This is a genomic window from Mesorhizobium sp. M1D.F.Ca.ET.231.01.1.1 (assembly GCF_003999155.2).
In the GTDB taxonomy this organism is placed as follows: Bacteria; Pseudomonadota; Alphaproteobacteria; order Rhizobiales; family Rhizobiaceae; genus Mesorhizobium.
In genome coordinates this window covers 99293-118712 of record NZ_RZOZ02000003.1, presented here as the reverse complement: position 1 = coordinate 118712, position 19420 = coordinate 99293, and the positions used below count along the sequence as shown (strand labels likewise).

The window sequence follows — 19420 nt, the reverse complement described above, 5'->3', positions numbered from 1 at the left end:
CCGGCGGGGTTTTTGTTTCAGTCGAGGCGAGGGGGCTTAGTTGCCCTGCTTCTTCAGCGCAGCACCCAGGATGTCGCCGAGCGAAGCGCCGGAGTCGGTCGAGCCGTACTGGGCGACCGCTTCCTTCTCCTCGGCGATTTCCAGCGCCTTAATCGAGACCTGCAGCTTGCGGGTCTTCTTGTCGAAGGCGATGACGCGGGCGTCGACCTTCTGGCCGACGGTGAAGCGCTCGGGGCGCTGCTCGTCGCGGTCGCGCGAAAGGTCCGAACGCTTGATGAAGGTCTCGAGGCCGCTGTCGACCAGCCGCACTTCCAGACCGCCGTCCTTCACCGCGATGACCTCGCAGGTGACGACGGCGTTCTTGCGCAGCTCACCGCTGCTCGCCGCCTCGCCGACCGTGTCGCGGGCCAGCTGCTTGATGCCGAGCGAGATGCGCTCCTTCTCGATGTCGACGTCGAGCACCTGCGCCTTGACCATGTCGCCGCGATTGTACTCTTCGATGACCTGCTCGCCCGGACGGGTCCAGTCGAGGTCGGAGAGGTGCACCATGCCGTCCACGTCGCCTTCCAGGCCGATGAACAGGCCGAACTCGGTCTTGTTCTTGACCTCGCCCTCGACCTGGCTGCCGACCGGATGGCTGCGCGCGAACGCTTCCCACGGGTTCTCCAGCGTCTGCTTGAGACCGAGCGAGATGCGGCGCTTGGCCGGATCGACCTCGAGCACCACCACGTCGACTTCCTGCGTCGTCGACAGGATCTTGCCGGGGTGCACGTTCTTCTTCGTCCACGACATTTCCGAAACGTGGATGAGGCCCTCGATGCCCGGCTCCAGCTCGACGAACGCGCCGTAGTCGGTGATGTTGGTGACGGTGCCCTTGATCTTCTTGCCGATCGGGAACTTGGTGCCGATATCCGACCACGGATCCGACTCGAGCTGCTTCATGCCGAGCGAGATGCGGTGGGTTTCCTGGTTGATGCGGATGATCTGCACCTTGACCGTCTGGCCGATGTTGAGGATCTCGGTCGGATGGTTGACGCGGCGCCATGCCATGTCGGTGACATGCAGCAGACCGTCGATGCCGCCGAGGTCGACGAACGCACCGTAGTCGGTGATGTTCTTGACCACGCCTTCGACAACCTGGCCTTCCTCGAGGTTCTGCACGATCTCCGAACGCTGTTCGGCGCGGCTCTCCTCGAGCACGGTGCGGCGCGACACCACGATGTTGCCGCGGCGGCGATCCATCTTGAGGATCTCGAAGGGCTGCGGGTTGTGCATCAGCGGCGAGACGTCGCGGATCGGACGGATGTCGACCTGGCTGCGCGGCAGGAACGCCACGGCGCCGTCGAGGTCGACGGTGAAGCCGCCCTTGACTTGGTTGAAGATGACGCCTTCGACGCGCTCACCCTTGGTGAACTTCTCCTCGAGACGCACCCAGCTCTCCTCGCGGCGGGCCTTCTCGCGCGACAGCATGGCCTCGCCAAGCGCGTTCTCGATGCGCTCGACATAGACTTCGACGGTGTCGCCGACCTTGAGTGAGGACTCCTTGCCCTTGGCGCCGAATTCCTTCAGCGGCACGCGGCCTTCGACCTTGAGGCCGACGTCGATGATGGCCATGTCCTTTTCGATCGCGGTGATCGTGCCCCGGACAACCTGGCCCTCGCCGGAATGGCCGGCGGTGAATGATTCTTCGAGCATGCTCGCGAAATCGTCGCGAGTGGGATTAGCAGCTGACATTGTTTCTCCTGGAGTGCTCCGCATGACGAGCGGAGCGGGCGCCGTGGGTTAGCGTTGCGTGCGCCTGCCGGCGTTCCGGGCTGAAAAGCCCTTGGCCGCTTTTGGCGGCAAGTCCGGCGCATGAAGAATGCTGGCAGGCTGGTTCGTGCCCGATATGGGTATTTTCGGCGCCGACGGCAATCGAAAACCCCGATCAGGCCTTGCTTCTTTTGGCCAGGACGTCGTCAACGATCGCCATCGCCGCCAGAAACGCGGCTTCTATAGCCATTTCGCTGGTATCAAGCAAGTGCGCGTCGGCGGCGGGCTTTAAGGGCGAGTCGGCGCGGCCCATGTCGCGCTCGTCGCGGCGTTCGATGTCGGCGAGGATGGTGGCGAAATCGGCGCTGCCGCCCATGCTCTCGATCTCGGCCAGCCGGCGCCTGGCCCGCACCTCGGCGCTCGCCGTCACATAGAGCTTGATGTCGGCGTCCGGGCACACGACGGTGCCGATATCGCGGCCGTCGAGCACCGCGCCCGGTGGCGCCTTGGCGAACTCGCGCTGCTTTTCGACCAGGATGCGCCGGACAGTGGGAATGACCGCGACCTTCGAGGCGGCCTCGCCCACCGCGTGCGCCGACAGCACCGTGCGGTCGAGGTTCGAGAGATCGACCTGCCGCGCCGCCGTTTCCGCCGCCGAGACATTGTCGAGCGGCAGGCCGAGCTCGAGCAGCTTGTGCGCCACGGCGCGATAGGTGAGGCCGGTGTCGAGCAGGTTCAGCCGGTAATGGTCGGCGAGCCGCCGGGCGAGGGTGCCCTTGCCGGCGCCGGCGGGTCCGTCGATGGCGATGGTGAAGGTGTGGGTCATTGGCCACCCATCGAAAGGCGCGATGAAGATGAATAGGACAGGCGCCGCGATCCTTCGCGCCCCCCTCTGTCCTGCCGGACATCTCCCCCACTTGGGGGGAGATTGGCGGTTGCCGCGCCTCGCTCAATCCTGCAGCGTTGGCGATTGGCGAAAGCCGGCGTGACGTCTGATCTCCCCCCTTGTGGGGGAGATGTCCGGCAGGACAGAGGGGGGCGCTGTCCCGCCAGCGTCTCAGGTCGGCTCAAGCTCATCGTTCGTCACTCGATCTCCGCGCCCAGCCCCTTCATCAGCCCCATGAACTCCGGAAAACTCGTCGCGATCATGTTGGCGTCGTCGATGGTCACCGGCTTTTCCGTCGCCAGCCCCATCACCAGAAAACTCATGGCGATGCGATGGTCGAGATGCGTCCTTACCGCCGTGTCCGGCCCGTTGGGGTGAGCGCCCAGGCCCTTGCCGCCGGGCCTGCCGCGCACGGCGAGCGAGGCCTCGCCCTCGGTGCAGTCGACGCCGTTGAGCTTCAGCCCGTTGGCGACCGCCGACAGCCGGTCCGATTCCTTGACGCGCAATTCCTCCAACCCCTGCATCAGCGTCTCGCCTTCGGCGAAGCTCGCGGCGACAGCCAGCACCGGATATTCATCGATCATCGACGGCGCCCGCTCCGGCGGCACCACGACACCCTTGAGATCGGAGGAACGCACGCGCAGGTCCGCCACATCCTCGCCGCCGGCATTGCGCGGGTTGAGGATGTCGATCCGGCCGCCCATCTCCTGCAGCGTCAGCAGCAGCCCGGTGCGGGTCGGGTTCATCAGCACGTTCTCGATCACGATGTCCGAGCCCGGCACGATGAGCGCCGCCACCAGCGGAAAGCCGGCCGAGGACGGATCGCCAGGCACGGCGATGGTCTGGCCGGTCAGCTTGCCCTGGCCTTCGATGAAGATGTGACGCACGCCGCGCTCGTCGGTCTCGACGCTCAGGTTCGCGCCAAAGCCTTGGAGCATCTTTTCGGTATGGTCGCGCGTCATCACCGGCTCGATCACCGTGGTGATGCCCGGCGTGTTGAGGCCGGCAAGCAGCACCGCCGACTTCACCTGGGCCGAAGCCATCGGCACCCGATAGGTGATGGGCGCGGCGTGCTTGGGGCCGCGCAGCGTGATCGGCATGCGGTCGCCCGGCGCCGCCTTCAGCACCTGCACGCCCATCTGGCGCAGCGGCTCCAGCACGCGGCCCATCGGCCGGCCGGAAAGCGAGGCGTCGCCGATGAAGGTGGTTTCCATGTCATAGGTGCCGACGAGGCCCATGGTGAGCCGCGAGCCGGTGCCGGCGTTGCCGAAGTCGAGCGGGCCTTCCGGCTCGAGCAGCGCCCCGTTGCCGGTGCCGCGGATCACCCATTCGGCGCCTTTCTTCTCGATATGCGCGCCCATCGCCTTCATGGCGGCGCCGGTGCGCATCACGTCCTCGCCTTCGAGCAGGCCGGTGATGCGCGTCTCGCCGGAGGCGAGGCCGCCGAACATGAAGGAGCGGTGCGAGATCGACTTGTCGCCCGGCACCCGCGCCGTGCCGGCTAGCGCTGGGGATTTGCGGGCCGTGGCTGGCTTGGCGGCGGCGGAATGAGACATTTTGTCTTCCAAATGAAATGCCGGCCGGGCCGGCTCGGTTCGTCATGTTGCGGCGGTCTCGTATCACGGCGCGCGGCAATGGTCATCCCCTTGGCAAGGGCCTTTGAAAAGCGGGTTTTCGGGACATGTCTTTTGGCTTTGACAGCGCGAAAAACTGCGGTTATGGGGACCATTCTTTTTTTGACGAGGCCTGACGTGGCAAAAGCTGAACTTGGCACCAAGCGTGTCGACCCCGAAACGGGTCGGAAATTCTACGACCTGAACAAGGACCCGATCGTCTCGCCCTATACCGGCAAGAGCTATCCGCGCTCCTATTTCGAGGAAGGCAAGATTTCCGCGATCGAGGACGACGAGGACGTCGCCGACAAGGAAGTCGACTCCGAGGAAGAGGAAGGCGCCGAAGTCGTCTCGCTGGAAGATGCGGACGAGGAGACCAAGGGCGGCGGCGACGATCTTCCCGATCTCGGCGACGACGAGGACGATGTCGATCTCGGCGACGATGACGACGACACCTTCCTTGCCGACGAAGAGGAAGAGGACGACGACGTCTCCGATATGATCGGCGTCGGCGACGACGAGGACGAGGTCTGATTGGATCGTTTGCCGGCCATTTTGGCCTGTGACGAAAAAGCGGCTTTTGAAGGCTTGATCTTGACTGAAGGCGGCGCTAGAAGCCGCCAGCACTAAACGACGGCGCGGGTTCCCACCGCGCCGGATCTCTTCGCCGGAAACGGCGCCGGCTGACTGCCGGGAGTGGGGCCATAGCTCAGTTGGGAGAGCGCTTGAATGGCATTCAAGAGGTCGTCGGTTCGATTCCGATTGGCTCCACCAAACAGTCTCTAGGTGAATAAAATCAATTACTTAGAAGGGTCAGAAATGACCCCTTGTCCCCCAGTTCTGACCCCTAGAAGGCCAGTTCCTCGAGCATGTCCTTACGCTGCTTGCCCGTGAACACCTATATCAGTTCGGCAGACGACAGTATCTTCCGGAACGATCTCCGAATGATGCCCTCTGTGATGCGGGCGTTCCAGCATCTGAACCGCCAGCCTCGAAAACCAAGTGCGGCAGACGCACGCCTTTAGGGCAGAGGCACCGGTGTGTCGGCGAGCGTTCTAAGATAGGCGATCACGTTCAGCCGGTCGGCCTCTTCGGGCACGCCGCGAAAGTCCATGTTGACGCCGGGCGTGGTCAGCGTGGGACCGGCGAGAAAGATGTTCAAGTCCTCATACGTCCAGTTCCCCTCCCAGCCCAGCAGGGTCTTGGAGTAGCGTTCGAATTTCGTCGATGCCTTGTCGCGACCGACGACGTTCCAAAGGTTCGGCCCGATGGTGGGAAGTTCCTTTGGCCGCACGACATGGCAAGGGGCGCAGGTGCTTGCAAAGAAGGCCGCGCCCTTGGTCGGGTCGCCCTCCGCGAGCCGGGCGGAAATCGGCTCCGGTTTCAGGATGACGACGCCATGCTTCAAAAGGTAGGCGGCGATGTCCTCATGATCGTCGTGCTTTGCGAGATGATAGGCCGTGATGATGCCCGGCCGTTGATTGGGATCGCCCTGGACCCATATGGCGTTGACGTCAGCGCCCGCCTCCACCAGCACCTTGACGCAGTCAAGGCAGCCACTGGCGACCGCGAGGGTCAGCATTGGCTCTCCCCGCGTCTTGCCATTAGCGTCGGCGCCATGCGCCAGCAGTAGCTGGATCATGTCGGCGGCGTTCTTCAGCACGGCAACGGTCATCGGCAGGCCGAGCACCGCTTCCTTGTTCACATCGGCACCACGCTTGATCAGCAGTTCGGCCGCCTCGACGTGGCCGCTGCGCACAGCCAAGAAGAGTGGGGTTGCTCCCTTCTCCAACTCCTCGATGTCAGCGCCTGCATCGAGTGCCGCCGCAATTGCCTTGAGGTCTCCGCTCTTGGCCGCGTCGTGGAGCGTACCGCCATGCGCTGTTGTGATGGCACATAGCAAGATTAGGAAGCTTGCAAATAAGCCCCGCATTTCGGCATCCCTCCGCCGATAAGGACGAAGATACACCCGATAACGGCCCGCTTCCAGTATATATTAGTGACGGCTAATGGTGTATAATGACATCGACTACGTCAGTTGCCGTTGAGGGCGGCCCTCAATCGATGCATGCGGTCGGGATAAGACAGGTGACGTGCCTTGCAGGCGTGATCGCCACGGCTGCGGCAGTTCAGGGAAGCGCGGCGTTGGCCCACGGCCCGGATCGGAATTGGGGCTATCCACCAGCTTGCTGCCACGGCGACCCGCTCACTGGCGACTGCGGGAAAATTCCCAGTTCAACTGTGACGCCCCGGCCAGATGGCTTCGTGGTTATCCTAAGACCGGGCGACCATCAAAAAGTCACTCATCAGAACCGCTACTTCGTGCCGTACGATGTCGTCATCCCCTCGGGGGATGGCAACTTCCACATCTGCCTACATCCCACGGAAGAAGACGAAAACTGCTTCTTCGCACCACCCGATGCGATGTGAGTGGGCACCCCGACAGGCTTGCGCAGGTTGGGCCGCTGATACCTCCCAAAAGCCCTTCAGCGACGCATGGCGAAGCTTCTCCTCGCCCTTGAGGAACTTGACCGTCCCACCAATCCGGGCTTGAGCCATTCGGCCTTCTCTTTGGCGAGCCCTTTAGGCGGCGGAGCGCCAGCCTTGCCTTTCGCGCGGTCCCATAGGTCCGCCGCTTGTCGGCTTCGAAGGTGACGAAGGCCCCGCCCATGTAGTGGCCCTTGTCAGCCATGAGCACCATGGCTGGCTTTCCGGTCTCCCGCTTCACCCCGATGATGTCCATCTCCTTCTCGACGTCGCCCGGCGAAGTCTCTGCCAAGCTTCTGAATTCGTGCTAGGACTTCTCGCAATGAATCGGGCGGATCGCTGAAAATGCCGAAAATTCGTCTTTCTCTGATCCTCGGTTGCGCGGCATTCGCTCTTGTCGCCTGCCAGTCGTCTCCCGAGACCCCGCCTCCTCCGCCTCCTCCGCCGCCCCAACCCGCCTTGGCTGCCGCCGTGGCGGCGCCTGCGCCCGCGGGTTCCGCGGTGTTGGATCGAACCGTGGCGGTCGTTCCGCCCGGCAAAGGCGTTCCGGCCAGGTATGCCGCATTTTCAGGCATATGGGCCGGGCAGCTGGATGGCCAGTACGAGGGCAAGCTGGCTGTGCTGACGGTAGCTTCCGGCGGGCAGGTGACGGTCAGCTATGCGTGGGGCGACATGGCCGACAACAAGCCGGGAGTGGCCGACGGCTCCGGCAGGATCGTCGGCAACACCTTGAAGCTCGGGCGCCTTCCGAATGGCGCCGACATTACCTTTGCGATGCTCCCCGATGGAACGCTGGCCGCCACCTATGCGCTCGCCGGCCAGACCTATACGGGCCCTTTCGCCAGGCAATAGTCCGCGCAACGATCCGGCGCAGCGGCTCCATCCGCTGCTGGAATCGCGGTCGTCGAAGACGGGGGCGGCCACGGCAGGACCGCCTCCTGGAAACATGCCGGTCGGCCACGAATCGGCTATGCCTGTCCCATGCAGGAAACGTCCCTCTATGCACCGGTGAAGCGGTTCCTCGAGAGCCTGGATTTCACCGTCAAGGGCGAAGTCGGCGGCTGCGATATCGTCGGGCTACGCGACGGCGAGCCGCCCGTGGTCGTCATCTGCGAGCTCAAGCTGCAGTTCAATCTCGAGCTCGTCCTGCAGGGCGTCGATCGCGCGGCGGCCTGCGACGAGGTCTGGCTCGCCGCCAGGATGTCGGCGCGCGGCAAGGGCCGCGAGCATGACCGCCGCTTTCGCGCGCTCTGCCGCAGGCTTGGCTTCGGCCTACTGGCGGTCGACGGAAAGGGCAGGGTCGAGCTGCTGCTCAGCCCGGCCGCCGTGCCGCCGCGGCGCGACCCGAGGCGGCGCTCGCGTCTGGTCGAGGAACATCACCGACGTAAGGGCGATCCGTCCATCGGCGGCAGCACGCGGCGAAAGCCGATCATGACCGCCTATCGGCAGGAAGCGATCGCCTGCGCCGCCGCCATGACCGAGGGCCCGAAGCGGCCACGCGACCTCAAGGCTCTTTCGCCGCGGGCGGCCAGCATCCTGCTGCACAACTACTATGGCTGGTTCGCCCGGGCCGAGCGCGGCATCTACGCGCTGACCGAACTCGGCCATGCCGCCGTTGAGTCGCATGGGGTGGCCGAGAGCCCGTTGTAACGGGCATTCGTCGGCGAGGCGGTGCTTCAGAACCGCTCGCGGTAGTCGCGCGGGTTCGTGCCGAGGGCGCGCAAGAAGCCGCGACGCATCGTCTCTTCCGAGCCGAAGCCGCAGCGCCGGGCCGTTTGGTTGACGGGCCGGCCCTGTTCCAGCATCCGTCGCGCCGCCTCGATGCGGATCTCTTCGACAGCGCGGGCGGGCGTGTGGCCGGTGGCCTCCCGATAGTGCCGCGAGAAGCTGCGCGGGCTCATATTGGCGCGTTCGGCCAATCTCGTCAGCGAAAGGTCGCTGCTGAGATTGTCCAGGATCCAGCCATGCAGTCTGTCGAAGCGCCCGTCGCCGCTCTGCAGCTTGAGGGTCTGGCTGAACTGCGCCTGGCCGCCCGGGCGTTTCAGGAAGACCACCAGCTCGCGCGCTACCGCCAGCGCCATGCGCCGGCCAAGGTCGGCCTCGACGAAGGAAAGCGCCAGATCGATGCCCGCCGTCACGCCCGCGGACGTCCAGATATTGCCGTCGCGAATGAAGATCGGGTCGGGCTCGAGCCGGACAGCCGGGAAGCGCCGGGCGAACTCCGCGCAGCGGCCCCAATGGGTGACCGCGCGACGGCCGTCGAGCAGGCCGGCCGTCGCCAGCAGCATGGCGCCGCTGCAGACGGAAGCCGTTCGCCTGGCATCGCGCGAGCGGCCGAGGATCCACTGGGTCAGCCGGGGATCCTCGCAGGCCGCGTTGACGCCCCATCCGCCAGGCACGATCAGCGTGTCGATCTCTGCATCGAGCGCCGGCAACGCCGCTGCCTCCAGCACGAGTCCGGCCGACGTCCCGATCCGCGGCGAAGCGGCAACAACCACGACCTCATAGGCAGCCGTCTCGCCGGCCTGTGTCCTGAAGTCGTTGGCGCTGGCGAAAACTTGGAGCGGTCCGCTGACGTCGAGGAGCTGGACATCGGGATAGGCAAGGACTTCGATGCGGCGCATTTCGATTTGGCCTGAAACGAGGGATGATTGGCGATCGCGCCAAAGCATGATGCCTTAGATTGCCCCAAGTCAACTTGCCCCGACTCAACCCGCGGAGATTTCCATGCCCCTTCGTTTCGGCATCCTCGTGTTCCCCAATGTCCAGCAGCTCGACCTCACCGGACCTTACGAAGTCCTTGCATCGGCGAAGGGCGCCGAGGTGGAATTGATCTGGAAGGATCGCAATCCGGTGACGTCGTCGACGCGATTGTCCCTCAACCCGACGGCGACCTTCGACGATTGCCCACCTCTCGACGTGCTGTGCGTTCCGGGCGGGGGTGGCGTCAACGCGCTGCTGGAGGACCAGGCGGTCCTCGATTTCGTGCGGCAGCGCGCGGTTGAGGCCCGCTATGTCACCTCGGTGTGCAGCGGCGCCCTGGTGCTCGGCGCGGCCGGGCTGCTCAAGGGCAAGCGGGCAACCACGCATTGGTACGCGCATGATTTCCTTGAAGAGTTCGGCGCGATTCCCGTCGATGAGCGCATTGTCGAGGACGGCAACCTGATCACCGCCGGCGGCGTCACGTCCGGGATCGATTTCGGCCTGGCGCTGGTCGCGAGGCTCCTCGGTCAGGCCGAAGCGGAAGTCGTGCAGCTCTCGCTCGAATATGCTCCTGCCCCTCCTTTCCGTTCGGGCACGCCCGCCGAGGCTTCGCCGGCTGTCCTGGCTGAGGCGAAGGAGCGGCTATCGGCTTCGCGACGGGTTCGCGAGAAGATGTTCGCGCGATGGCGCGAGGCTCGCGAGGCTCGCGCGGCCGCCACGCCGGCACGTATCCGTGCCTGAAACCCGATCGACCGAACGGTGCGGCTGCGCGCCGTTCGGTCTTGTCTCGATTTCGGCTGTTGACTCCCCATCCGCTCTGTGCAGAAATTGGTTGGACCATTGAACCACTTTAGGCCGAACTGGCGTGACAGACTGCCTACCGCCCATCCAGACGACGGCCCGCGATGACGCGGTGCTGAAGGCGTTGGCCGGCTTTGTCCGGCAGGAGGCGCTGGGCCCCGGCGAAAAGCTCCCGACTGAGCGAATTCTGGCCGAACGCCTGAAGGTCAGCCGCAACACGGTGCGCGAGGCGCTGACGCGCTGGGAGGGGCTGGGCCTCGTCGAACGGCGGCAGGGCTCAGGCACCTATCTCAAGGCGGCCGTCTCGCCCGACATGCTGCACATGCCGCTGACGCTTGCGGGCGGCAACGACTTCGCCGGCCTGATGCGCACGCTGGAGATCCGCCGCGCTCTGGAGGCCGAGGCGGCAGCACTTTGCGCCATCCGCGCCGGCACGGCCGAGATCGCCGAGATCGAGCGCAAGCTCGACATCATGGAAGAGGCCTTCCGCACCCGCGCCGGCATGTCGTCGGAGGAGGACTGGGAGTTCCACCAGGCGGTCTATCGCGCCTCCGGCAATCCACTGTTCGAGCAGATCATCGCCGTCATGCACGAGCTGTTCCATCGCTTCTGGGAACATCCGCTCGGTGTGCGCGACTTCGGCCACGCCAGCTTTCCCTATCATCGCACCATCTTCGACTGCATCGCCGCGCATGATCCCGAGGGGGCCCGTGCCGAGGCGCTGAAGCTGATGGCCACCGTCGAGGACGACCTGAAGCGCGGCGCCGCCAACCTCAGACTTTCGGACCGCAAATGAACGAGCACCCCGCCGCCTTCGATCCGGCTTCCCTGGCCAGCGACTATCTCGGCGAGGCGGCGACGCTTCTCGCCCATGACGATCCGTTCCCCGGCGGCGCGGTGGTGCCGCCGATCTACCAGACCTCGTTGTTCACATTCGACAATTATGCCGACATGGCCGACACCTTCGCCGGCCGTCGCCGCCAGCCGATCTATTCGCGCGGCGACAATCCGACGGTGATGGAATTCGAGGCGCGCGTCGCGGCTTTGGAGGGCGCTGAAGCCGCGCGCGGCTTCTCCAGCGGCATGGCGGCGATCAGCGCCACGGTGCTTGCCTTCGTCGGCGCCGGCGAGCGCATCGTTGCCGTGCGCAATTGCTACGGCGACGCCTACCGGCTGTTCGAGCGGCTGTTCCCGCGCTTGCAAATCAAGGTCGACTATGTCGACGGCTCCGATCCCGACGCGGTCGCCGCCGCACTTCCCGGCGCCAAGCTGCTCTATCTCGAGAGCCCTACCTCGATGATGTTCGAGCTGCAGGACATTACGCATCTGACGCGGTTGGCGAAGGAGCAGGGGATCATCACCACGATCGACAATTCCTGGGCCACGCCTGTGTTCCAGAAGCCGATTTCGCACGGCGTCGACCTGGTGCTGCATTCGGCCTCGAAATATCTCGGCGGCCACAGCGACACGGTCGCCGGCGTGGTGGCGGGCTCGGCCGCGCATATCAGGCACATCAACGAGCAGACCTATTCCTCGCTCGGCGGCAAGCTGTCGCCCTTCGAAGGCTGGCTGCTGCTGCGCGGCCTGCGCACGCTGCCGCTCAGATTGCCGCATCACATGAAGAGCGGGCTGACGCTCGCCGAGCGCCTCAAGGCGCATGGCAAGGTCGAGCGGGTCAACCACCCCGTCTACTCCAATCATCCCGGCAAAAAAACATTAGCCGGCTATGCTGGGCTGTTCTCCTTCGAGGTCACCGAGGATGTCGACATTCCGGCTTTCGTCGATGCGCTGAAGCTGTTCCGCATCGGCGTCAGCTGGGGCGGCCACGAAAGCCTGGTCGTGCCGGCAAAGGCCTCGCTGGAGCAGACGCCGGGTCTCAATTCGATGGCGCGCTTCGGCGTCAGCCCCCGAACCATCCGCTTCAATGTCGGATTGGAAAACGTCGAGGACCTCTGGGCCGACATCGCCCAGGCCTTCGACAAAGCAAAAAAATAATCCGTTCAAAATGGGAGTCCTGAACATGAGAAGACTGACAATCATGCTTGCCGCCGTTGCCGGCCTGGCGATTTCCGCCGGAACCGCGCTGGCCGACACCACCGTCAAGATGGTCGAGGTCATCACCAGCCCGCCGCGCACCGAATTCCTGAAGAAGCAGCTCGCCGAGTTCGAGGCAGCCAATCCCGGCATCAAGGTCGAGCTGGTCTCGTTGCCCTGGGGCCAGGCCTTCGAAAAATTCCTCACAATGGTGCAGGCCGGCGACACGCCCGACGTCGTCGAGATGCCGGAACGCTGGATGGGCCTCTACGCCAATAACGGCCAGCTCGAGGATCTTGGCCCCTACATGGCCAAGTGGGACGACGCCAAGACGCTGGGCGACCGCGCCAAGCAGTTCGGCTCGACCGTCAACAACACCCAGTTCATGATCCCTTACGGCTACTATGTGAACGCGCTGTTCTGGAACAAGAAGCTGTTCAAGGAAGCCGGTCTCGACCGGCCGCCGGCAACGCTGGACGAGTTCGTGGAATTCTCGAAGAAGATCTCGGCCATTCCCGGCAAATACGGCTACTGCCTGCGCGGCGGCCCCGGCGCCTTCAACGGCATGCACATGTTCATGAACATCGCCGACGGCAAGGGCGGCTATTTCACCGAGGACGGCACCTCGACCATCAACGACGAGGGCTCTGTCAAGGGCCTGCAGATGCTGGCCGACATGTACAAGAAGGGCTTGGCGCCGAAGGATGCCGTGAGCTGGGGCTTCAACGAGACGGTGACCGGCTTCTATTCCGGCACCTGCGCCATGCTCAACCAGGATCCCGACGCATTGCTCGGCATCGCCGACAAGATGAGCGCCGACGACTTTGCCGTCGCGCCGCTCCCCGTTGGCCCGAGCGGCAAGTCCTATCCGACGCTGGGCTATGCCGGCTGGGCGATGTTCGCCAACTCCCAGCACAAGGACGAGGCCTGGAAGCTCATGGCGACGCTCTTGTCGCCCAAGGACAATCTGGAATGGGCCAAGGAAGTCGGCGTCGTCCCGATCCACAACGGCGCCGACCAGGACGCCCATTTCAAGACCGAGCAGTTCAAGGGCTGGTTCACCGAGCTCAGCGACAGCTCCAAATATGAAATGGTGACGCCGCCGACCCATCTGGAGAACCTCGGCAACTTCGTCGACCAGGTGGCGATCAAGAACTTCCAGGAAGTGCTGCTCGGCCAGAAGCCGGCCAAGCAGGTGGCCGACGAATGGGCGGCGTTCCTGACCAAGGAGCAGCAGGCCTGGCTGGCCAAGAACAAGAAGTGACGCCTTCTTTGCCTTCTCCCCGCTTGCGGGGAGAAGGTGTCATGAAGTGACGGATGAGGGGCAGCGCCGAATTCTGCGAGATTGGCTCCGCCCCTCATCTGCCTGCCCTCCTTCGCAGCAGCTGCGCCGCTGCTACGGAGGGTGAACCGGCATCTTCTCCCCGTAAACGGGGAGAAGGGCGCTGTCGCCAATGCCGCCTCCACCCACCACCGCGAGCACCGTATGACCTACGCAGTGTCCGAAATCCGATCCGCCGCCCGGCCGCGCAAGAAGCGGCTGAGCAAGGCCGCGATCGAGCCCTGGCTCTATCTTTCGCCGGCTATCGTCCTGCTGGTCGTGGTGCTGCTGGTGCCGCTGGTCATCGGCATCAGCTATTCGTTTCGCAAATTCTCAGCCTTCAAGTCGGAGTATGTCGGCCTCGGCCAGTACCAGGCGATGTTTTCCGACGCCGTGCTCGGCCAGGCGCTGATCAACACGCTCTGGTGGACCGTCGCCAGCCTGTTCTTCCAGTTCTTCCTCGGGCTTGGCCTGGCGCTGCTGCTCGACAAGCCGTTCTATGGCCGCAAGGTCGTGCAGGCCGTTGTGTTCCTGCCCTGGGCGGTGCCGTCCTTTCTCTCGGGCCTTACCTGGGCCTGGCTGTTCAACCCGATCATCGGGCCGCTGCCGCATTGGCTCTATGCCCTTGGCCTGAAGGCCGAGCCGACCAATGTGCTCTCCGATCCCGCCACCGCCATGTGGGGGCCGATCGTCGCCAACATCTGGTTCGGCATACCCTTCTTCGCCATCACGCTGCTGGCGGCGCTGAAGTCTATCCCCTCAGAGCTGCATGAGGCCGCCGCCATCGACGGTGCTTCGCCGTGGCAGCGCTTCACCAAGGTGACGCTGCCGTTCCTGGCACCGACCATCGTCATCACCGTGATGCTGCGTACCATCTGGATCGCCACCTTCGCCGATCTGATCTTTGTCATGACCGAAGGCGGGCCGGCAGGCTCGACCAGCACGGTGCCGGTCTACATCTATGTCAGCGCCTTCAAGTCGCTCGACAAGGGCTACGCATCGGCGGTCGCGGTGCTGCTCTTGGTGCTGCTGATCGCCTACGCCATCGGGCTGATCGCCATCCGCCGCACGCTCGTGAGGCATGTCTGATGATCGCCGGTCGCTCCACCTCCTCGCGCATCGCCGGCGGCGTCGGCCTCTACGCGGCGATCGCGGCTTACGTGATCTTTGCACTGTTCCCGATCTTCTGGACGCTGAAGATCTCGGTGACGCCCGAGCATCTACTCTATTCCGAAGGCATCACCTTCTGGCCGTCCGAGATGACGTTTAAGAACTTCGTCACCGTGCTGGAGGCCTCCGATTTCCCGCGCTATTTTCTGAACAGCGTCATCGTCTCGGTGTCGACGGCGGCGCTCGTCACCGTCATCGCCACGCTTGCCGGCTATGCGATGTCGCGCTTCGCGTTCCGCGGCAAGGCGACGTTAGCCATCCTGCTGCTGCTGACCCAGACCTTCCCGCTGGTCATGGTCATCCCGCCAATCTACCGCATCATGGGCAATCTCGGCCTGACCAACAGCCTGACCGGGCTGATCATCATCTACACGGCCTTCAACACCGCCTTCGCCACCTTCCTGATGCAGTCCTTCTTCGACGGCATTCCGAAGGACCTGGAGGAGGCGGCGATGATCGACGGCTGCACGCGCGCCCAGGCCATGCGCCGGGTGATCGTGCCGCTCACCTTGCCGGGCATGGGGGCCACGCTCGGCTTCGTCTTCACCGCCGCCTGGAGCGAATTGCTGTTCGCGCTGATGCTGATTTCCAGCGACGCGCAGAAGACCTTCGCCGTCGGGCTGCTCACCTTCATCGGCAAGTTCGCGGTGGACTGGGGGCAGATGATGGCCGCCTCCATCCTGGCGCTGATCCCGGTCTGCGTCTTCTTCGCCTTCCTGCAACGCTATCTCGTCACCGGCCTCACCGCCGGCGCGGTCAAAGGATAATCCATGGCTTCCGTCACGCTGCAACATGTCGAGAAGGACTATGGCTCGCTGCGCATCCTGCACGGCGTCGACCTCGAGATCACCGACGGCGAGTTCGTCGTGCTGGTCGGCCCGTCCGGCTGCGGCAAGTCCACGCTGCTGCGCATGATCGCCGGGCTGGAAGAGGTCACCGGCGGCGAGATCCGCATCGGCGAGCGGCTTGTCAACGACGTTGCGCCGAAGGACCGCGACATCGCCATGGTGTTCCAGTCCTACGCGCTCTACCCGCATATGGACGTCTCCTCCAACATGGGCTTCAGCCTGATGCTGAAGAAGGCCGAGAAGACGACGATCGACGGCAGGGTCGGCGCCGCCGCCAAGCGGCTCGGCCTGGAAAGCTTCCTCGGCCGCCTGCCGCGCCAGCTCTCCGGCGGTCAGCGCCAGCGCGTCGCCATGGGCCGCGCCATCGTGCGCGACCCGAAAGTGTTCCTGTTCGACGAGCCGCTGTCCAACCTCGACGCCAAGCTGCGCGTCCATATGCGGGCCGAGATCAAGGCGCTGCATCAGCAGCTCAAGACCACATCGGTCTATGTCACGCATGATCAGGTGGAAGCGATGACCATGGCCGACCGCATCGTCGTCATGCACGACGGCTATGTGCAGCAGGTCGGCCATCCGCTGGAGCTCTACGACCGCCCGGCCAACACTTTCGTCGCCGGCTTCATCGGCTCTCCCGGCATGAACTTTTTGCCGGCGAAGGTAGCCAAGGCCGGCAAGGTGGATGCGGTGCTCGCCGACGGCCAGAAGTTGCGGCTGCCGGACGGCCTGCCTTTGAAGGACGGCGATGCGCTCACCATTGGGCTCCGGCCCGAGCACATCAGGCTCGCCGACGACGGCGCGCTAGAAGGTGAGGTCGAAGTCGTCGAGCCGCTCGGCCTGTCGACGCAGTTCTATGTCCGGTTCGCCAACCAGCAGATCTGCGTCTTCGTCATGGGCCGCAGTGATGTGCGGCCGGGCGATGCCATCCGCCTCGCCGCCGATCCGGCCTCGTTGCATCTGTTCGATCCGAAGAGCGGCGACCGGATAGCCTAGCTGCCGGGTCGATGCGAGGCTTGCTGGTAGGCTAAAATCGTTCCCGTTGATTCGTCTCGGGCAAGGAACGGCATGAGCAAGGCCCTCGGCACATTCGCATTGGTCACGATCCTGAGCGCCTTGCTGATGGCGTTCTCCCTCGCGGTCGCCAGGCACGGCTATCCCCAGGGCGCCTTCGGCGTGAAGCGTCTTGACGGCATCGCCGACGCGGGATCCTTCCTCGCCGTCGCCGCCATCTATTTCTTCAGCGCGCTGCTGATGATGATCCTGCCCATCCGCGCCGCCGGCATTGTCCTCACCCATGCGGCCGACGCCATCTTCTGGGCGACGATCATGCTGTTCGCAACGATCGTCGGTTCGCTTCTCGCCCGGTGGGCCTTCGGTCAGCACGACGTGATCTGGGCGCTTCTCAACTGGCGCTTCCTCTTTGTCGCGGCGATCGTCGCCGCGCATCTCGCCATGAACGAGCTTCGCCGCAACATCCTGCTCAGAAGCCTGTTCTTCGTCATCTTCGCCGCGGCAACGCTCGCCTGCCTGTTCTGGTCGTTCTCCGTCTGAGGCCCACCACATCGTGACAGGTGGTCGCGGACGGGCTCGATGGACTTCCACCGCCGCGTGCCTACCTTTATCGAAAGCGCCCGGGTAGACCTTTCGGTAGACAATGCGTATATCATTTGTCTGACAAATGACCGGCGCTTGCCGCCCCAGCCAATCTCGAACAAACAAGCCAATCTCGAACAAATAAGCCAATATCGAAGGAATGAAGATGACCGTGCTCCGCAAGAACCTGATCGACGGCGAGTGGCTGGGCGAGGCCGGCTCGCGCAACATCAACCCCTCGAACACCAATGACGTCGTCGGCGAATACGCCTCGGCCGGGCCGGAGGAAGCAAAACAGGCCATCGCCGCCGCCAAGGCGGCCTTTCCGGCCTGGTCGCGCTCCGGGCCGCTGGCACGCCACGCCGTGCTGAAGAAGACCTCCGACGAGATCATGGCGCGCAAGGACGAGATCGGCCGGTCTCTCGCACGCGAGGAAGGCAAGACGCTGGCCGAGGGCGTCGGCGAGACCATCCGGGCGGCGCAGATCTTCGATTTCTTCGCCGGCGAGACGCTGCGCCTGTCGGGCGAGCTGGTGCCGAGCGTGCGACCGGGCGTCGGTGTCGAGATGACGCGCGAAGGGGTCGGCGTCGTCGGCATCATCACGCCGTGGAATTTCCCCATCGCCATCCCCGCCTGGAAGATTGCGCCTGCGCTCGCCTACGGCAACACGATCGTCTTCAAGCCGGCGGAACTGGTTCCCGAAAGCGCCTGGACAATCGTCGATATCCTGCATCGCGCCGGCCTGCCCAAGGGCGTGTTGAACCTCGTCATGGGCAAGGGCTCGGTGGTCGGCCAGGCCATGCTCGACAGCCCGGACGTCAACGCCATTTCCTTCACCGGTTCGGTCGGCACGGGAAAGCGCGTCGCCGCGGCTAGCGTGGAGCATATGCGCAAGCTCCAGCTCGAGATGGGCGGCAAGAACCCGCTCGTCGTGCTTGACGACGCGGACCTTGGCACGGCCGTCGACTGTGCCGTCAACGGCGCCTATTTCTCCACCGGACAGCGCTGCACGGCGTCCTCGCGCCTGATCGTCACCGATGGCATCCACGACCGCTTCGTCGATGCGATGAGGGATCGCCTGGACAGGTTGGTCATCGGTGACGCGCTGGACGCCAAGACGCAGATCGGTCCCGTCGTCGACCAGACCCAGCTGAAGCAGGACGAGGACTATATCGCCATCGGCCGCCAGGAAGGCGCCGAGCTCGCCTTCGGCGGCGAGCGGCTGGAGCGTGGGACGCCCGGCTTCTATCTGAGGCCGGCGCTGTTTACCGGCGCCACCAATGCCATGCGCATCTCGCGCGAAGAAATCTTCGGTCCGGTCGCCAACGTCATACGCGTCAAGGATTATGACGAGGCGCTGGCTGTGGCCAACGACACGCCGTTCGGCCTGACGTCCGGCATCTGCACGACGAGCCTGAAGCACGCGACGCATTTCAAGCGCAATTCCGAGGCCGGCATGGTGATGGTCAACCTGCCGACGGCGGGCGTCGACTTCCACGTGCCGTTCGGCGGCCGCAAGGGCTCGAGCTACGGTCCGCGCGAGCAGGGGCGCTATGCCATGGAGTTCTACACCACCGTGAAGACGGCCTATACGTTTGCCGGCTGACGGGCAGGGTCGATGACGTCCGACCTTGCCGGAATGACCTGGCTCAACCCGCCGCCGCACCATGTGTTCGGCGACGGGACGCTCCATGTCCGCACCAGCAAGGAGACCGATTTCTGGCGCGAAACCTTCTACGGCTTCCGGCGCGACAACGGCCACTTCCTCTACCAGCCGGTCGGGGGGGACTTCAGCGCCGAGGTCACCGTCAAGGGTGAGTACAAGGTGCTTTACGATCAGGCCGGGCTGATGCTGCGCCTGAGCGAAACGCACTGGATCAAGGCCGGGATCGAATACACGGATGGCCTCGCCTATTTTTCCGTCGTCGTCACCAACGACAGGTCCGACTGGTCGCTGGTCGCCATTCTCGCGGACCCGGACGGCGTGCGGATCCGTCTCACCCGCCACGCCGAGGCGATCCGCATTCAGTATCGGGATGCCGCGGACGGCCGTTGGAAACCGGTGCGGCTGGCCTGGTTCCCGACCTCCAGGACCGTCGATGTCGGCATGATGTGCTGCTCGCCGCAGCGCGAAGGCTTCGAGGTGATGTTCTCCGGCTTCACGATCGGTCCGCCGATTTCCAGGAAATTGCACGACTGATATCGGGGTTGTGGA

19 protein-coding genes and 1 tRNA gene are annotated in these 19420 nt (G+C 64.5%); 15 read left to right on the top strand and 5 right to left on the bottom strand.

The window, feature by feature from the left end; translation table 11 throughout:
- Positions 1 to 36: 36 nt before the first annotated feature.
- The 3 genes from rpsA to aroA all read right to left on the bottom strand — a co-directional run bounded on the left by rpsA (position 37) and on the right by aroA (position 4194).
- Positions 37 to 1734, bottom strand: coding sequence for a 30S ribosomal protein S1 (gene rpsA, locus EN874_RS10055; protein ID WP_126086288.1), 1698 nt, complete (start codon positions 1732 to 1734; stop codon positions 37 to 39).
- Between the two features lie 193 nt (positions 1735 to 1927).
- Positions 1928 to 2578, bottom strand: coding sequence for a (d)CMP kinase (cmk, locus tag EN874_RS10050; RefSeq protein WP_127424640.1), 651 nt, complete (start codon positions 2576 to 2578; stop codon positions 1928 to 1930).
- Positions 2579 to 2835: 257 nt separating this feature from the next.
- On the bottom strand, positions 2836 to 4194 hold the full coding sequence (gene aroA / locus EN874_RS10040; RefSeq protein WP_127424639.1) for a 3-phosphoshikimate 1-carboxyvinyltransferase: 1359 nt from the start codon (positions 4192 to 4194) through the stop codon (positions 2836 to 2838).
- Between the two features lie 195 nt (positions 4195 to 4389).
- Here aroA and EN874_RS10035 point away from each other — a divergent pair, with 195 nt between their 5' ends.
- Both EN874_RS10035 and EN874_RS10030 read left to right on the top strand, forming a co-directional pair.
- On the top strand, positions 4390 to 4785 hold the full coding sequence (locus tag EN874_RS10035) for a TIGR02300 family protein (RefSeq protein ID WP_126086285.1): 396 nt from the start codon (positions 4390 to 4392) through the stop codon (positions 4783 to 4785).
- A 164-nt stretch (positions 4786 to 4949) separates the two neighbouring features.
- Positions 4950 to 5025: transfer RNA gene (locus tag EN874_RS10030), tRNA-Ala, on the top strand.
- Between the two features lie 247 nt (positions 5026 to 5272).
- Here the strand turns inward: EN874_RS10030 and EN874_RS10025 are convergent.
- Positions 5273 to 6184, bottom strand: coding sequence for an ankyrin repeat domain-containing protein (locus EN874_RS10025; RefSeq protein ID WP_127424638.1), 912 nt, complete (start codon positions 6182 to 6184; stop codon positions 5273 to 5275).
- Positions 6185 to 6339: 155 nt separating this feature from the next.
- Between EN874_RS10025 and EN874_RS33675 the strand changes: the two genes are divergently transcribed.
- The 3 genes from EN874_RS33675 to EN874_RS10010 all read left to right on the top strand — a co-directional run bounded on the left by EN874_RS33675 (position 6340) and on the right by EN874_RS10010 (position 8388).
- The gene (locus tag EN874_RS33675) at positions 6340 to 6681 is read left to right on the top strand and encodes a hypothetical protein (protein ID WP_168247445.1); all 342 of its coding nucleotides are present in this window, start codon (positions 6340 to 6342) and stop codon (positions 6679 to 6681) included.
- Positions 6682 to 7254: 573 nt separating this feature from the next.
- A complete protein-coding gene (locus EN874_RS10015; protein ID WP_245513538.1) occupies positions 7255 to 7590 on the top strand; it encodes a hypothetical protein in 336 nt (111 codons plus the stop codon).
- A gap of 129 nt (positions 7591 to 7719) precedes the next feature.
- Positions 7720 to 8388, top strand: a complete 669-nt coding sequence (locus tag EN874_RS10010) for a DUF2161 family putative PD-(D/E)XK-type phosphodiesterase (RefSeq protein ID WP_127424637.1) — start codon at positions 7720 to 7722, stop codon at positions 8386 to 8388.
- Positions 8389 to 8414: 26 nt separating this feature from the next.
- Here EN874_RS10010 and EN874_RS10005 read toward each other — a convergent pair whose 3' ends face one another.
- Complete coding sequence (locus tag EN874_RS10005) at positions 8415 to 9362, bottom strand: GlxA family transcriptional regulator (protein WP_127424636.1); 948 nt, start codon at positions 9360 to 9362, stop codon at positions 8415 to 8417.
- Between the two features lie 103 nt (positions 9363 to 9465).
- Between EN874_RS10005 and EN874_RS10000 the strand changes: the two genes are divergently transcribed.
- From EN874_RS10000 to EN874_RS09955, 10 genes are all read left to right on the top strand, one after another.
- Entirely contained in the window at positions 9466 to 10182 is a 717-nt protein-coding gene (locus EN874_RS10000; protein ID WP_127424635.1) for a DJ-1/PfpI family protein, read from the top strand.
- Positions 10183 to 10306: 124 nt separating this feature from the next.
- Positions 10307 to 11038: a FadR/GntR family transcriptional regulator gene (locus EN874_RS09995; protein ID WP_127424634.1), complete on the top strand. Its 732-nt coding sequence runs from the start codon at positions 10307 to 10309 to the stop codon at positions 11036 to 11038.
- On the top strand, positions 11035 to 12237 hold the full coding sequence (locus EN874_RS09990; protein ID WP_127424633.1) for a PLP-dependent transferase: 1203 nt from the start codon (positions 11035 to 11037) through the stop codon (positions 12235 to 12237). The genes EN874_RS09995 and EN874_RS09990 overlap by 4 nt, the downstream gene beginning before the upstream one ends.
- A gap of 25 nt (positions 12238 to 12262) precedes the next feature.
- Positions 12263 to 13540 (top strand): sugar ABC transporter substrate-binding protein, encoded by a 1278-nt coding sequence (locus EN874_RS09985; protein ID WP_127424632.1) that lies wholly within the window; start codon positions 12263 to 12265, stop codon positions 13538 to 13540.
- 222 nt (positions 13541 to 13762) lie between these two features.
- Positions 13763 to 14686, top strand: coding sequence for a sugar ABC transporter permease (locus EN874_RS09980; RefSeq protein ID WP_127424631.1), 924 nt, complete (start codon positions 13763 to 13765; stop codon positions 14684 to 14686).
- The gene (locus EN874_RS09975; RefSeq protein ID WP_127424630.1) at positions 14686 to 15534 is read left to right on the top strand and encodes a carbohydrate ABC transporter permease; all 849 of its coding nucleotides are present in this window, start codon (positions 14686 to 14688) and stop codon (positions 15532 to 15534) included. Before EN874_RS09980 ends, EN874_RS09975 begins: the two co-directional genes overlap by 1 nt.
- Positions 15535 to 15537: 3 nt before the next feature.
- A complete protein-coding gene (gene ugpC, locus EN874_RS09970) occupies positions 15538 to 16605 on the top strand; it encodes a sn-glycerol-3-phosphate ABC transporter ATP-binding protein UgpC (RefSeq protein WP_127424629.1) in 1068 nt (355 codons plus the stop codon).
- A 72-nt stretch (positions 16606 to 16677) separates the two neighbouring features.
- Complete coding sequence (locus EN874_RS09965) at positions 16678 to 17163, top strand: hypothetical protein (RefSeq protein WP_127424628.1); 486 nt, start codon at positions 16678 to 16680, stop codon at positions 17161 to 17163.
- Positions 17164 to 17371: 208 nt separating this feature from the next.
- Complete coding sequence (locus EN874_RS09960) at positions 17372 to 18811, top strand: aldehyde dehydrogenase family protein (protein WP_127424627.1); 1440 nt, start codon at positions 17372 to 17374, stop codon at positions 18809 to 18811.
- Between the two features lie 12 nt (positions 18812 to 18823).
- Positions 18824 to 19405: a DUF1349 domain-containing protein gene (locus EN874_RS09955; protein ID WP_127424626.1), complete on the top strand. Its 582-nt coding sequence runs from the start codon at positions 18824 to 18826 to the stop codon at positions 19403 to 19405.
- Positions 19406 to 19420 lie beyond the last annotated feature (15 nt).